We start from the raw sequence: 14,054 nt of genomic DNA, 5'->3' as shown, positions 1-14,054 counted from the left end.
GACCGCATATGCGGTCCGCCCGGCACGTGAGCGACAACGTTCCTCAGCGCGCCGCGGACCGTACCGGCGTCAGCTCCAGCGCCTCGTGCAGCGCCGTCGGATCCGTACGGGCGTCCGCGCCGTCCATCCGGAGCGTCACCCGCCCCGACGTGAGGACCGTGATCGTACGGGCGCACTCGGCCGCCTGCGCGGGGCTCGGCGACACCAGCAGCACGGCGATGCCCTCCTCCGCCAGCGTGCTGACCAACTCGTAGATCTGCTTGGCCAGTGCGGGCGCCAGCCCCTCCGTGGGCTCGTCCAGCAGCAGCACGCTCGGCGAGCCGAGCAGCGCGCGGGCCAGGGCGAGCATCTGCTGCTCGCCGCCGGACAGGTCGGTGCCCCGGTTGTTCCGGCGCTCACCGAGCCGGGGTAGCAGCTCCAGGACCCGCGCCGGGGTCCACTCGCTGGGCCGGGTCGCGTCGCCACGCCCCGGCGGGCGGTGGGAGAGCCGCAGGTGCTCCGCCACGGTGAGGCCCGCGAAGACCCGGCGGCCCTGCGGTACGAGGCCGATCCCGGCGCGCGCCACCTTGTGCGCGGGGTGCCCGGTCACCTCCCGGCCGTTCAGCCGTACCGACCCGGCGGAGGGGCGCATGAACCCCGCGACGGTGTGGATGAGCGTGGTCTTGCCCGCCCCGTTGTGGCCGACGATCGCGTGGACGGAGCCGGCGGGGACGGTCAGGTCGAGGTCGTGCAGGACGGTGCCGCCGTGGTAGCCCGCCGTCAGGCCGGTGAGTTCCAGCATCGGTGGTCGGTCACCCTCTCGCTTCTGCTGTGTCGCGGACCGTGGCGCCGGTCGCGTGGTACGCGTCGCGGACCTCCGGATGGGCGAGCGCCTCCGCGGTGGGCCCGGTGATCAGGACCCGGCCGGCCGCCAACACGGTCACCGTCTCGGCGAGTTCGGCGACGACCTCGACATGGTGCTCGACCAGGATGATGGCGACGCTGTCCGGCAGGCCGCCCAGGATCGAGAGCAGCCGGCCGATGTCGCCGTCGGTCAGACCGGCCGCGGGCTCGTCGAGCAGCAGCAGGCGCGGGTCGCCCGCGAGGGCCGCCGCGAGGTCGAGCATGCGGCGCTGGCCGTGGGACAGGTCGGCGGCGGGCCTGCGGGCGGAGTCGGCCAGGCCGACGGCCTCCAGATGGCGGGCCGCGGACTCGGCGTGCTGCCGGTAGCGGGACGGCCGCCGCCACGCGCCCCGGCGCAGCGGATGGTGCAGCCAGCCGGCCAGCACGATGTTGTCCAGCACGGACAACTCTCCGATCACGGAAGGCTGTTGGAAGCTGCGCGCGATGCCGAGTCGGCTTCGCTTGGCGGTGGCCTTACGGGTGATGTCGGCGCCACCCAGGGCGATGGTGCCGTGATCGGGGCGGTCGGTACCGGCGATCAGGTTCAGCAGGGTGGTCTTGCCCGCGCCGTTGGGGCCGATGACGGCGTGCCGTGCCCCGGCGGGGAGTTGGAGGCTGACGTCGTCTACGGCGGTGAGGCTCCCGTACCGGCGGGTGAGGTTCTGGAGATCCAGTACAGCTGTCATGGGGCGACCTTTCCGGCCGGAACGCCGTCGTGGTCGGGCGGGAGTTGACCTGGTGGAAGCTGGCCTGACGGGGGCTGATCGGACGTCGCGGGTCCCCGCCCACCGGAGCCGGAGCCGGAGCCACCGGACCCGAGTCCCAGACGCAGCCCCGCCAGACCGCGCGGCAGCAGATAGACGGCGGCGACGAACAGCGCGCCGAGCAGCAGCGGCCCGTGACCCGGCCATGAACTGGCCACCCAGTCACGGGTGAAGACGATGAGACCGGCACCGAGCAGGGCGCCGATGACGGACGTACTGCCGCCGATGACGGCCGCCAGCAGCGCGAACGCCGCGATCTCGAAGCCGACGTCGGCGGGGGAGAGGTACTGCTGGACGGTGACCATCAGCGAACCGCCGACCCCGGCCAGCGCACCCGCGCCGATGTGCGCCATGAACAGGTAGCGCCCCACCGGGTGCCCGGACGCGCGCATCCGCGCCTCGGCGTTACGGCTGCCGGTCAGCAGCTTTCCGGCGGGCGAGCGCAGCACGACCATCGTCACGACGACGGCGACGACCGCGACGACGAGCGCGTAGTTGTAGACCTGGCTCTCGTCGATCATCCCCTCCCCGCCCCACAGTGCCTGGGTGGGCGGGAAGCCGACGAGGCCGTCGGCGCCGCCGGTGACGGACTTGAGCTGGTTGATGGCGGCACTGGCCAACTCGCCGATGGCGAGCGTGATCATCAGGACCGTGGTCCCACGGGCCCGGATCACCGCGGGCCCCGTCACCACGGAGAACAGCGCGGCGGCGACGGCCGCGACGACGATCTGGACCGGTCCCACCGTCCAGCCCGCGTCGGCGAGATTCGCGGTGGCGTACGCGCCGACGGCGAACGGCGCGGTCTGGCCCAGGGTCGGCAGTCCGGCGTAGCCGGTCAGGATGGTGACGCTGACGGCGAGCAGCCCGAGTGCCAGCGCGGAGCCGGCCAGCGAGATGCTGTACGCGTCGAGCAGCGTCGGCAGGGCGATGAGTACACCGAGCAGGACGAGCAGCGGCGCGGCCCGGCGGCCCCGTGCGGCGAGCGTGCTGTCGTCCGGGCCGCCCCGGAGCAGCCGCAGCAACGGCCCGCCGCTCGCGGGAGCCCGTACAGGCTCCTTCTTGTCCACGGCGGCAGGGCTGCCGGATACGTCGCCCGTACCCGTACCCCGCCCCTTGAACGACGCGGAGAGCCGTCGCCGCAGCCACTCCACCGGGTCCGACGCACCGTCCCCGCCCCCGTGCCCGGCCGTGGCCGGCTCGGTGAACTGGGAGCGCAGGATCAGTACGGCGGCCATGGCCGCGAACAGCAGGTACGGTGCCCAGTCCGGTGCCAGCGAGACACCGAGCGTCTGCACCTCACCGACGGCGATCGCCGCGAAGAAGGTCATCCACAGCGAGCGCAGCCCGCCGAGCACGACCACCACGAGGGACAGCATCAGCACGGTGTCGGCGGTGCCGGCGCCCGGACCGATGATGGGCGCGCCGAGCACCCCGGCGGCCCCGGCCAGCGCCCCCGCGGCGGCCAGGACCCCGGTGTGCACGGCGCGGGGGCTGTGCCCGGTGGTGGCCAGCATCTGCGGGTCGTCGGCGGAGGCCCGTACCGCCGCACCCACGCGGGTGCGGGTGAGCACCCACGTACCGAACGCCGCGAGCAGCACGGCCATCAGGATGAAGCAGAGCCGGTACGCGGGGTACCGGTGGCCCAGCAGCGTCACCGAGGAGTCGAGCACCTCGGGGACGCGTACCGGTAGTTCGTCGGCCCCGAAGAACTCGATCAGCAGATTGCCACCGATCAGGGCCAGTCCGAACGTGAGCAGTGCTTGTGCGAGATGCCCACGACGGGCCAGGGGGATCGTCGCCGCGGACAGACCGGCACCGGCGGCGGCCGCCGCCGCGGTGCCGGCGGCGAGTCCGACGGCGAGACCGCCCCAGGTCCCGTCGCTCAACTCGGCACCGGTATAGGCGCCGATCGCGTACAGCGTGCCGTGTGACAGGTTCAGCACGCCCGCGGTGCCGAAGGCGAGACTCAGGCCGGCGGCGACCACGAACAGCAGCAGCCCGTAGGCCACGCCGTCCACCGCCGGCACGAGGTGGGCATCAAGGAGATTCATCTCAGTCAGCTGCCGAGGGTCGCCAGGTCCTGGACCATGACGTTGGCCAACTGGTCACCGTCCTGGCGCACCTGGCGCAGGTACCACTGCTGCACCGGGGAGTGCGCCTTGTCGCCGAACTCCCAGGCGCCGCGCGGGCTGTCGATCTGGCCGAGACCGCCGATGGCGGTGTTGATGGTCTCCGGCGTGACCTCGCCCTTCTCGGCGGCGTCACCGATCGCCTGGTCCAGCACGGCGGCCGCGTCGTACGAGGCCATCGCGTAGGTCGTCGGCTGGGTGTCGTGCTTGGCGGTCCAGTCGGCGGCGAACTTACGGTTGGCCTCGTTGTCGAGGTCGGCCGCGTAGTTCAGGACCGAGTAGACGTCCTTCGCCGCGGCACCCTGTGCCTGGAGCACGCTGCCCTCGGTCACGAAGGCCGTGTACAGCGGGATGTCGGCGACGTCGGACTGCGCGTACTGCTTGGCGAAGTCGATGGCGGCCTTGCCGGCGTAGAAGCAGTACACCGCCTTGGCGTCCGTCTTGGCGATGTCGGCGAAGTACGGCATGAAGTTCGTGGTCTTCGGGAACGGCGTCCACTTGGTCTTGCCGTCCGGGTTGGCGAGCTTGCCGCCGACCTTCTTGAACTCGTCGGTGAAACCGCGCAGTTCGTCGTAGCCACCCTGGTAGTCGGGGCCGATCGCGTAGACCGGGCCGTCCACCTTCTCCTTGATGTACGGGGCGATGGCCTTGCCCGGCTCGTCGGAGAGGAAGCTCGTCGTCCAGACGTACTTCATGTCCTTGACCGGCGGCCGGGCGTTCGACCCGAGCAGCGGGATCTTGGCCTGGTTGATCAGCGGCAGCACCGCGTTGACCGAACCGCCGCCGACGAGGCCGGTCAGCGCGTCGACCTTGTCCTTCTTGATGAGCTTGGTGGCAGCGGGGACCGCGGTCGGCGGACCGTCGCCCTCGTCCGCCACGACCAGCTCGACCTTTCGGCCGCCCAGCTTGTTGTCGTGGGTCGCCAGATACAGCTCGAAGCCCTTCCGCAGCTCCGTGCCGACCGGCTCGTACGTGCCTGACAGCGAGGCCACCAGGCCGACCTTCACGGTGTCGTCGCCGGCGCCGCTGTCGCTGCTGCACCCGGTGACGGCTGCCAGGCCGAGTGCGAGCGCGGCCGCGCCGACCGGCCGGACTCTGCGGCCTCGCGGGAGGGATATGTCGAAGAACATGAGGGCTCTCATCGGGAGGAAGTGGAAAAACGGACGGAACGAGCGGAACAGCACGAACGGCAAACGAACCGAACGGTGGGGCGTGGTACGACCCGGACGTCAGCGCAGGGGCTGCGCGTTCGCGTCGCGGACCTGGGGAGTCAAGGAGTCGCCGACCTGGTTGATCAGTTCGGACATCATGTAGCTGACCTCGCCGATGTCCGCGTCCCTGGTGGTCGTCACCAGCAGGGAGGCGCCGCTGGAGACGGCCATCGAGAACATGTAGCCGCCCTCCATGGCGGTCAGGCTGTGCTCGACGGGGTCGGTGTTCGTCAACTGGGCCGCGGCGGAAAGAAGGTTGACGACACCCGATGCGATGGCGGCCAGCCGGTCGGCGTCGTCACGCTCCACCCCGGTGTAGGCCAGGGCCAGTCCGTCCACGGACACGGCTATGGCCTGGGTGACCTCCGGGATACGCCCGGCGAAACCGCTGAGGATCCAGCTGAGGTCGTTGGGTGAGGTCGTCATTTTTTGCTCCGTTGGGTGTCGTCGTCGGTGGCGGAGCGCCCGCGGTGGCTCGTGCTCCTGTTGATCCCCTGGGCGTAGGCCGCCAGGACGTCAGAGACCTGCCGGGAGTCCCGGCGGCGGGGCGACGGCTTGGGTGCGGCGCCGGATCGCTGTTCGGCGCCGTCACGCTTGCCCAAGGTGGGCCACTGCTTGGGCGTGTTGCGCTGCCGCAGCGGCAGTCCGGAGGAGCTGACTCCCGCGATACGGGAGACCGGCTCCGCGTGCACGGGGTGCTGGGAGGGCGCGTTGGCGCTCGCGCGGTCGTCGCCCCGGGGGCTTGGTGAGGCCGTGGCCGGGTCGGACCCGTTGGACCCGTTGGATCCCGGGGACCCTTGGGTCGCGCCGGCGGTGGCGGCCCCGGCGGTGGCGCCGGCCCCGCCCGGGTTGTAGTCGCCCGAGTCGGCGGCGTCGCCGTTCCTGCCGATGCCGTTCCGGCCGGCCGGGGCGCCCGCCCCGGCGTTCTGCCGGCGGCCGGTCTGGCCGGGCGCGGTGATCGGGCGCGGTGCCTCGTACTGCACACCGGGACGCTCCCCGAGCGAGCCCTGCGGGCGCGGCGTGGCTTCCTGCGGAGCCGCGGCCAGTACGTTCGCCGGCAGGGTGACCTCGGCGATCGTGCCCGGCCCCGAGGAGTCCCGCAGTTCGACCACGATGCCGTGCCGGGCGGCGAGCCGCGCCACCACGTGCAGACCCATGGAACGCACGTCGCCGATACCGGACTTCGGCTCCAGCAGCCCCTTGTTGAGGTTGGCGCGCCGCTCGGCGGTGATGCCCACGCCCTCGTCGACTATCTGTACGACGGCGCGGTCCCACAGCCGCCAGACCGCGACCCCGACCTGCTTGTCGGGGGGCGAGAAGCGCGTGGCGTTGTCGAGGAGTTCGGCCAGGATGTGCGCCACGTCGTGGACCACGCGCGCGGCTATCCCGATGCCGGACTCGATGACACCGAGGGACACCCGGTCGAAGCGCTCGATCTGCTGCGCGGCGGCCACGATCACCGTCGAGCAGGAGATGTCCGCGGACCGCACCCGGCCGTGTCCGTAACCGCCCAGCACCAGCAGGTTGTTGGTGTTGCGCTCCATGCGGATCGCGAGGTGGTCGAGCGCGAACAGGGTCTTCATACGCTCGGGGTCGGCCTCGTCGCGCTGCACCGTGTCCAGCTCGGACACCATGACGGTGGTCAACTGGGCGCCCCTGCGGGCGACACCGACCAGCGTCTCGGCGAACTGCTCGTGGATGTGGGCCTGTTGCGCGGCCAGTCGGACGGCTTCGTGGTGGACGGCGTTGAACGCCTCACCGACCTCGCCGATCTCGTCCAGGCCGGTGGTCTTGACCGGGTTGCCCGACCGCTCGGCGACCTGCTCGGGGGTGGCACCGCTGAGCGCGCCGGGCTGGGACAGCTCCGTCATCACCCGCGGCAGACCCGTGTGCGCCACCTCGTGCGCGGCGTTGCGCAGATCCCGCAGCCTGCGGATCATCACGCGGCCGAGCCGGATGGCGACGACGACCGCGCCGATGAGCGTGAGGAGCACCAGCGCCACCTCGGCGCCGGCCACCCACGCGAGCGTGGTGCGCGTCTCGGTGACGGTCTTGAGGACGGAGTCGTCGATACGGCTCTCGACCGAGCGCAGCAGGTCCAGCCGGTCGGCCGACGCCTGCTGCCATTCCTTCGCGTCGACGGTGAGCTTCTCGTCCGGCGCGGTGCGGCTGATCCGGTCCTCGAGCTGGCGTGCCTTCAGGGCCTTCGGCCCCGAGAGCGTGCGCTCCAGCCAGGTCCGCCACTGCTGCGGGCCCAGGTCGAACAGCGAGCCGGTCGCTTCGGTGTAGCCGATCCTGGTGGCGTCGAAGGTCCGCTTGGACGCCTCGGTGAAACCACCCGTGGCCTGGGCCTTCATGACCGCGACCTGCTGCTGGCCCATGTGCTCGCCCGCCCGCGAGAGCGCGGCGGCGGCACGGATCCGGTCGGCGACGTCGGCGTCGACACCGTCGGCCTGCGCGATGCCGTCGCGGTAGTCGATCAGGTCGGCGATCACGATCCGGTAGCCGAACGTCAGCGCGGTGACGGTGCTTCCTCCGGAGCGCACCTGGGCGCGCAGCGAGGGCATCTCGTCGATGAAGCGGTCGATCCGGTCCAGCGCGCGCTGCGCGTTGCCGGGAACGGACGACAAGTCGCCGATCTGTGAACGGAATTGGGCGACACTCTTGTCCGTGGCGCTGGACGTGTCGCGGAACGCTTCGGGATCTCCCTGGGTGGAGACGAGCGCCGTCGCGGCCGCTCGCTCACGCTGCAGGTGGTGGGTCAACTCGCTGACGGACGAGGCGACATCGACCATGGTGGTGAGCCGGTTGGCCTGGAGCGCCTGGTTGGTCGCGGGGGCGAGGGCCAGTACCGCGAAGGTGACGGCCACTACGAGAGGCACGGTGACCAGCAGGACGAGGCGACGATTGATTTTCACTGCGCGGCTCCATCGCCGGAACCGGTGCTGAGTATCGGTGACACGCAGATACCTATTAACGGGTTGGGGGGTGTCGGTGGGGATCGCGAGTAGATCGTGTGCAGGGTTACGGGAGGGACTGGCGAGGCCCCCGTGGCGCGGCTTGATCCTATGCTGTAGCACCTCGTTACGGATGCGTACATCGTCGAAAAATGCAGGTGTCCAATCGGCCACGAACGATCCAACTCGGCCAAACCTGACGGTGGAAGCCCCCGTCGGAGCCGTAAGCGGAATCACCGAATCGTTTCAACCTCACCATATCTGACCTGCCCATCGGCGCCTCGGGGCCCTCTCGTTGCCCAAACACCGGAACGCTTCGGGCAATGCTTCGGCGTGGCGACTTGACGGAGCCGAACGTTCCGGAATGTCGTTGCCGAAGGGTTAGATCACAGAGCCGAACAGACCGGCCACGGACGGCATTTCGGTCGCAAGCGCGCACTCGGGGCTCACCCCGGGACCGTCGTCGTACGCGCGTCGGCCCCCGCCCTGGCCGGGTCGGGGGCCTGTCGAAGAAGAAGACCTTCTGAGCCGGCGTCACCACCGGTCAGAAGGTCTGTGTACGGATTCCACCGCCGCGCCGCGCCGGGTCCACCGCCGCGCCGAGTCGGTCGCCGCGCCGGGTCAGTTCCTCGTGCGGTACGCGCGCATGGTGAGCGGGCCGAAGATCGCGAGCATGACCACCGCCTCGGCGAGCACCAGGCCGATCTCACCGGTGGTGACCGTGCCGTCCATCAGACCGCGGACCGCCGTCACCAGATGGCTGATCGGATTGACACTGACGAAACCCTGGAGCCAGCCCGGCATCGTGTCGGGAGCGACGTAGACGTTGCTCGCGAACGACAGCGGCATCAGCACCATCATGCTGACGGCGGTCACGGACTTCTCACTGCGCATCACCAGGCCGACCAGCGTCCAGAGCCAGGACAGGCAGAAGGCGTACACGATGATCAGCAGGACAGCCACCGCGATGCCCCCGGCGCCGCCGCCCTCGGGCCGGTAGCCGAGAACGAAGCCGAAGGCCAGCATCATGACCGAGGCCATGGTGTAGCGGGCCGCGTCGGCCAGCAGCGGGCCGACGATGGCCGACGGCCGCCACATGGGCAGCGAACGGAACCGGTCGAAGACGCCCTTCTCCGCGTCGCTGCTGAGACCCAGCCCGACGTACATCGTGATCATGAGCACGGTCGTCACCAGCACGCCCGGCAGGAAGAACTGCAGGTACTCGCCGGTGCCGCCCTCGGCGAGCGCCCCGCCGAAGAGGAACGTGAACATGAGCAGCATGATCAGCGGGAACAGCGTCACATCGATGATCTGCGCGGGGCTGTGCTTGATGCGCAGCATCGCCCGGTAGAGGTGGCTCATCGACGCGGAGAAACGGCCGGCCGGCTCGGGCCGCCCGCCCTCGGTCAGCGTGGAGAGGAGGTCGTAGTCGATCGACTCGCCCGGTCGGGCCGCCGCGCCGTCGTGGACCTGGGTGGTCGCGGCACTGCCGGTCGGAGTGTCGGTGGTCATGCTGCCTGCTTTCTTCGGTACGGCCCGGTCGCGCGACGACGGGGGCCGCACGAACGGAGAGGGAGAGCGGTCGGCGACCGCCGCGGGGCGCCGGGCGATCAGGCGGCCGCCTCGGCCTTGTCGTCGGCGCCCGGGGGGTTCTCGGCCGGCTGGCCCGTGAGCGCCAGGAAGACCTCGTCCAAGGTCGGCTGGCCGAGCGCGAACTCGGTGGTGAGCACGCCGCTGCGCATCAGCTCGCCCAGGGCGTACACGCTGCGCTCGCTGTCGTCCACGCGGGCGGTGAACGCGGCGGGATCGGATTCGAGCTGCACCTCGGTGTCGAGGGCCTGGGTCAGCACCCGTACCGCCTCGAAGCGCTGAGCGGGATCCTGGACCCGGACCCGCAGGATTCCGGAGCCGACCGACGCCTTCAGCTCGCCGGGTGTTCCCTCGGCGATGACCCGGCCGTGATCGATGACGGCGATACGGTCGGCGAGCTGGTCGGCCTCGTCCAGATACTGGGTCGTGAGCACGACCGTGGTCCCCCTGGCCACCAGCGACCTGACGATGTTCCACACCTGGTTGCGGCTGCGGGGGTCGAGTCCGGTCGTCGGCTCGTCCAGGAACATGACGTCGGGGGTCACGACGATGCCGGCGGCGATGTCGAGCCGCCGCCGCATACCGCCCGAGTAGGTCTTGGTCTGGCGGTCGCCGGCGTCGGTGAGACCGAGCGCGCTCAGCAGCCGCCCGGCCCGCACCTTGGCGTCGGCGTGCGGGTATCCCAGCAGCCGGCCGAGCAGGATCAGATTCTCCCGGCCCGTCAACTCCTGGTCGACCGAGGCGAACTGGCCGGTGAGGCTGATCCGGGCGCGCACACTCTCGGCGTCCGCGTCGACATCGAGGCCGAGTACGCGGGCGGTCCCGGAATCCGCCGACAGGAGCGTCGACAGGATACGGAGGGCGGTCGTCTTACCCGCCCCGTTCGGGCCGAGGACGCCGTACACCCCGCCGGCGGGCACCGCCAGGTCCAGACCGTCCAGGGCCCGGGTCTCCCCGAACGTCTTGACCAGTCCCCGGGCCTCGATCGCCGGTCGCCGGTCGTTCTCCTGCCGTGCCGCGGCATTCGTACTCACTCGGTTCCTCCTACGCGCGTCCTCTGTAGCCTTGCCCTTCGTAAGAAGGGCGCCACAACGGTCGTGGCGGTCGCCATACGGGAAATGGCGGCGCCGCGGACATCGGGGGGAGACGTGTGACAGCGCTCGTCGGCCGACAGGGCCCGGCGGGGATCCTCGACGCCGCGGTCACGCGCACGCTGAGCAGCCACGGCGGTCTGGTCTTCGTGGCGGGCGAAGCGGGAATCGGCAAGACGGTGCTGGTGGCCGAGGCCGCCGCGTCCGCCGAACGGCGCGGCGCGCTCGTGGCGACCGGCACCTGCTGGGACCGGGAGGGCGCGCCGAGCTACTGGCCCTGGGTGCAGGTCCTCCGGGCCCTGCGGCACGCGATGGGCCCCGAGGCGTGGGCCGCCGCACGGGACGCCGCCGGCGGTGAACTGGCCGCCCTGCTCGGGGAGACCGGGGCCTCGGCCCGCCCCGGCAGGAGAGGCGACGACGGTTTCGGGCTCCATGACGCCGTGACGACGTTCCTGGTCACGGCGTCACGCGGGCGTCCCCTGGTGGTCGTCCTCGACGATCTGCACTGGGCCGACCCGCCGACCGTCCGGCTCCTCGAATTCGTCACCCGCCACGCCTGGTTCGAGCAACTGCTGGTGGTCGGCGTCTACCGTGACATCGAGGTGGAGGCCGCCGGCCATCCGCTCGGGCCGCTGCTGCTGCCCCTGCTGGCCAAGGCGACCCAGGTGACCCTGACGGGGCTCAGGCCCGACGACGTCCACGCCCTGTTCGTCCGCACCACGGGGCACGAACCGTCCCGGCGGATGGCCGCCGAACTCCACGGGCGGACCGGGGGCAACCCCTTCTTCGTGGAGCAGACCGCCCGCCTGTGGCAGAGCACGAACTCCTTCGGCACCGTCGCGCCCGGCGTACGGGACGCCGTCGGCCGCCGGCTCCGGCTGCTGCCCGCGGAGGTGGCCGAACTGCTCGCCGCCGCGGCCGTGTTGGGCCCGGAGTTCGACCGCGAGGTGCTCGCGAACATGACCGGCCGGTCCGGGCGCGAACTGGACGCGCCGCTCGGCGAGGCGGTGGCGGGCCGACTGGTCGTCCCCCGTACCGAGCCCGGCCGGCTGGCGTTCGTCCACGATCTGGTGCGCGAGACGCTCTACGGCGACCTGGACGAGGCCGCCGCCCGCCGCTGGCACGCGGCGGCGGTCCGGGCCTTCGACGCACTGCCGGCCGGGGCCGCGCGGGCCGCGCCGGGCGAGGCCGCCCATCACGCCTACCTCGGCGTGCCCCTGATTCCCGCCACCACCGCCGTCACCCTGCTCAAGGCCGCGGCCCAGGCCGCCTGGGGGCTTCTGGCGCCCGGTGAGGCGGGCGTCCACCTCGCACGGGCCCTGCGCCTCATACCGAGGGAGGACACCGGCGAATGGTCCGCGGTGGCCCTGGACCTCGGCTCGGCGCAGCACCAGGTGGGCGACGAGGCCGCCTCCTTACGTACGTTCCAGAGCGTGGCCGCCGCCGGCCGGTCGCTCGGTGACCCCGAACTGCTCATGCGCGCCGCGCTCCGGCTGCGCAGAGCCGTATGGATGGTCCACCCGCCCGAAGCGGTCCGGCTGACCACCGATCTGGTCAACGAGGCGTACGCCGCGATCTTCGGGCCGGCGGGCACCGCCACCACCGACCTCGCACGGGAGCAGGAACTGACCGCGCGGGCGGTCGAACTGGCCCGGGCGGCGGGCAACGACGAGGCCCTGGCCGACGCGCTGATGGCACGTCACGACGCGATCTGGTCGCTCGGGACCGCCGGTGAGAGACAGGCCGTCGCCGAGGAACTGGGCGCGGCCGCCCGGCGCGCCGAGGACGGGTCGGTGGTCCTGCTCGCATCACTGCTGCGCGCGATGGCGCTGCTGGAGCGGGGCGATCCCGCCGGCCACGACGAGCAACGGGCGGCGACGGACTGGGCTCGCGACCTCGGCTCGGCGGTCCCGTCGTCGTCCGTCCTGTGGACGCAGGTGGCCTTCGCCACCCTCACCGGCCGCTTCGACGAGGCGCGGGCCCGTATCGAGGAGGCCGAGGGGGCCGAGCGGGGGTCCCGCGCGAACGCGGACGCGCAGGGCGACTCGACGGCTCTCTGGTTCCAGCAGCGGTGGAGTCTGGAGCTGGCCCAGGGCCGGTTCGAGGCCGCCGACGCCCTGGTGCGCTCGGCGGCGGGGCGGGCCCACCCGTATCCGGACCTGCTGCTGGCCGTGGCCGCCGCCGAGCGCGGCGACCTCGCGGAGGCGGAGCGGCACGCGGCGCGGATCGAGGGCGCGCGGGTGTCGCGCTGGTTCGAGCCGCTGTGGCTGCGCCTGCGCGCCCAGTTGGCGGCGGCCGGGGGCGACGCCGGGGAGCGCGCGCGCGTGCGCGCCGAGCTGGCACCGCTCGCCGGCGGCTGGCTGACGATGTTCGGCTCGTCGATCGATGGTCCCGTCGTGTTCTGGACGGCCCTGCTCGACGCGGCCGACGGGCCCGGCGACGTACCCGTCGAGGGCTTCGAGGCGGCGGACCGGGCGGCCCTGCGGATGGGTTCGCGCCCGTGGTCCGTACGGGCCCGCCGCCGGCTGGCCGAGGCACTCGTCGCACGTGGCGGGCCCGGTGACACCGGGCGCGCCGCCGAGGTCGCCGACGCCGCGGCGCGCGCCGCGGCGGCCCTGGGGACCGTCCACCTGCTGCCCCCTCTCGGCGGGCCGGTCGCGGACGGCGCCCTCGCCGGACCGCCGGAGGCCGCCTTCCGGTTCGACGGGCAGGTGTGGACGCTCACCTACGAGGGGCTGACCGTCCTCATGCCCGACGCCAAGGGACTGCAGGACCTCAGGGTCCTGCTCGGCCGGCCAGGAGCCGACGTACGGGCCGCCGACCTGCTCCTCCCGGCGGGGGGCGCCGCGGTGGCCGGCTCCCGCCGCCCCGGCGCCGATCCGGTCCTCGACGAGCGGGCCAAGTCCGCGTACCGCAGGCGGCTGACGCAGCTCGACGAGGCCATGGAGGAGGCCCTCGGCCGGGGGGACGACGACACGGCGGCCGAACTCGACCGCGAGCGGGGCGCGTTGATCGACGAGATACGCAGGAGCACCGGCCTGCACGGCCGTTCACGCCGCCTCGGCGACGAGGCCGAGCGGTCCCGCAAGGCGGTGACCGAACGGATCCGCAATACGCTGCGCCGTCTGGAGAAGCGGCACCCGGCACTGGCCCGGCATCTGCGGGCGAGCGTGTCCACGGGTGCCGCCTGCCGGTACGACCCGGCCGAGCCCGTCCGTTGGTCACTCTGAGCCGCTCCGCCGTCGTCCCCGACCTCCCTCCCGTCTTGAGTTCCGCACCCGTCCCCGAACCCCTTCCCGCACCCGTCCCCGGGTCTGTTTCGGCCGCCGCGGCGGAGCGGCGTCAGGGCTTTGTGAACTTATCTATAAGTCCCCGTCAAGCCTTCGGGGCCGGTGTTAGCGTCCCTCTCGTGGTGATTGCCTTGACCCGC

At 72.0% G+C, this 14,054-nt stretch carries 9 protein-coding genes; 1 reads left to right on the top strand and 8 read right to left on the bottom strand.

Going from position 1 to position 14,054, the window contains the following annotated elements:
• Positions 1-43: 43 nt before the first annotated feature.
• The 8 genes from ACFUN8_RS13350 to ACFUN8_RS13315 form a co-directional block, all read right to left on the bottom strand.
• Positions 44-781 carry an ABC transporter ATP-binding protein gene (locus ACFUN8_RS13350; protein WP_383635413.1) on the bottom strand — a complete coding sequence of 246 codons (738 nt, stop codon included), beginning with the start codon at positions 779-781 and terminating at the stop codon, positions 44-46.
• Between the two features lie 10 nt (positions 782-791).
• Positions 792-1,568: an ABC transporter ATP-binding protein gene (locus ACFUN8_RS13345; protein ID WP_383635410.1), complete on the bottom strand. Its 777-nt coding sequence runs from the start codon at positions 1,566-1,568 to the stop codon at positions 792-794.
• Positions 1,565-3,697, bottom strand: a complete 2,133-nt coding sequence (locus tag ACFUN8_RS13340; protein ID WP_383635407.1) for a branched-chain amino acid ABC transporter permease — start codon at positions 3,695-3,697, stop codon at positions 1,565-1,567. The genes ACFUN8_RS13345 and ACFUN8_RS13340 overlap by 4 nt, the downstream gene beginning before the upstream one ends.
• A 5-nt stretch (positions 3,698-3,702) precedes the next feature.
• Complete coding sequence (locus ACFUN8_RS13335; RefSeq protein ID WP_383635419.1) at positions 3,703-4,905, bottom strand: ABC transporter substrate-binding protein; 1,203 nt, start codon at positions 4,903-4,905, stop codon at positions 3,703-3,705.
• A gap of 99 nt (positions 4,906-5,004) precedes the next feature.
• Positions 5,005-5,412, bottom strand: coding sequence for a roadblock/LC7 domain-containing protein (locus tag ACFUN8_RS13330; protein WP_382567181.1), 408 nt, complete (start codon positions 5,410-5,412; stop codon positions 5,005-5,007).
• Entirely contained in the window at positions 5,409-7,904 is a 2,496-nt protein-coding gene (locus tag ACFUN8_RS13325; protein WP_383635404.1) for a nitrate- and nitrite sensing domain-containing protein, read from the bottom strand. Before ACFUN8_RS13325 ends, ACFUN8_RS13330 begins: the two co-directional genes overlap by 4 nt.
• A gap of 660 nt (positions 7,905-8,564) precedes the next feature.
• Positions 8,565-9,455, bottom strand: coding sequence for an ABC transporter permease (locus tag ACFUN8_RS13320; protein WP_383635401.1), 891 nt, complete (start codon positions 9,453-9,455; stop codon positions 8,565-8,567).
• A gap of 98 nt (positions 9,456-9,553) precedes the next feature.
• Positions 9,554-10,567 carry an ATP-binding cassette domain-containing protein gene (locus ACFUN8_RS13315; RefSeq protein ID WP_383635399.1) on the bottom strand — a complete coding sequence of 338 codons (1,014 nt, stop codon included), beginning with the start codon at positions 10,565-10,567 and terminating at the stop codon, positions 9,554-9,556.
• A gap of 116 nt (positions 10,568-10,683) precedes the next feature.
• Between ACFUN8_RS13315 and ACFUN8_RS13310 the strand changes: the two genes are divergently transcribed.
• The gene (locus ACFUN8_RS13310; RefSeq protein ID WP_383635396.1) at positions 10,684-13,854 is read left to right on the top strand and encodes an ATP-binding protein; all 3,171 of its coding nucleotides are present in this window, start codon (positions 10,684-10,686) and stop codon (positions 13,852-13,854) included.
• Positions 13,855-14,054: the final 200 nt, after the last annotated feature.

Source organism: Streptomyces sp. NPDC057307 (genome assembly GCF_042667665.1).
Lineage (GTDB): Bacteria > Actinomycetota > Actinomycetes > Streptomycetales > Streptomycetaceae > Streptomyces.
The sequence above is the reverse complement of the archived record's forward strand: the minus strand, read 5'-3'. Positions and strand labels throughout refer to the sequence as shown.

Excerpts from the sequence above, each read along its gene's own strand:
- ACFUN8_RS13350 (WP_383635413.1), bottom strand. The coding sequence starts at position 781 with ATGCTGGAACTCACCGGCCTGACGGCGGGCTACCACGGCGGCACCGTC.
- ACFUN8_RS13345 (WP_383635410.1), bottom strand. The coding sequence starts at position 1,568 with ATGACAGCTGTACTGGATCTCCAGAACCTCACCCGCCGGTACGGGAGC.
- ACFUN8_RS13340 (WP_383635407.1), bottom strand. The coding sequence starts at position 3,697 with ATGAATCTCCTTGATGCCCACCTCGTGCCGGCGGTGGACGGCGTGGCC.
- ACFUN8_RS13335 (WP_383635419.1), bottom strand. The coding sequence starts at position 4,905 with ATGTTCTTCGACATATCCCTCCCGCGAGGCCGCAGAGTCCGGCCGGTC.
- ACFUN8_RS13330 (WP_382567181.1), bottom strand. The coding sequence starts at position 5,412 with ATGACGACCTCACCCAACGACCTCAGCTGGATCCTCAGCGGTTTCGCC.
- ACFUN8_RS13320 (WP_383635401.1), bottom strand. The coding sequence starts at position 9,455 with ATGACCACCGACACTCCGACCGGCAGTGCCGCGACCACCCAGGTCCAC.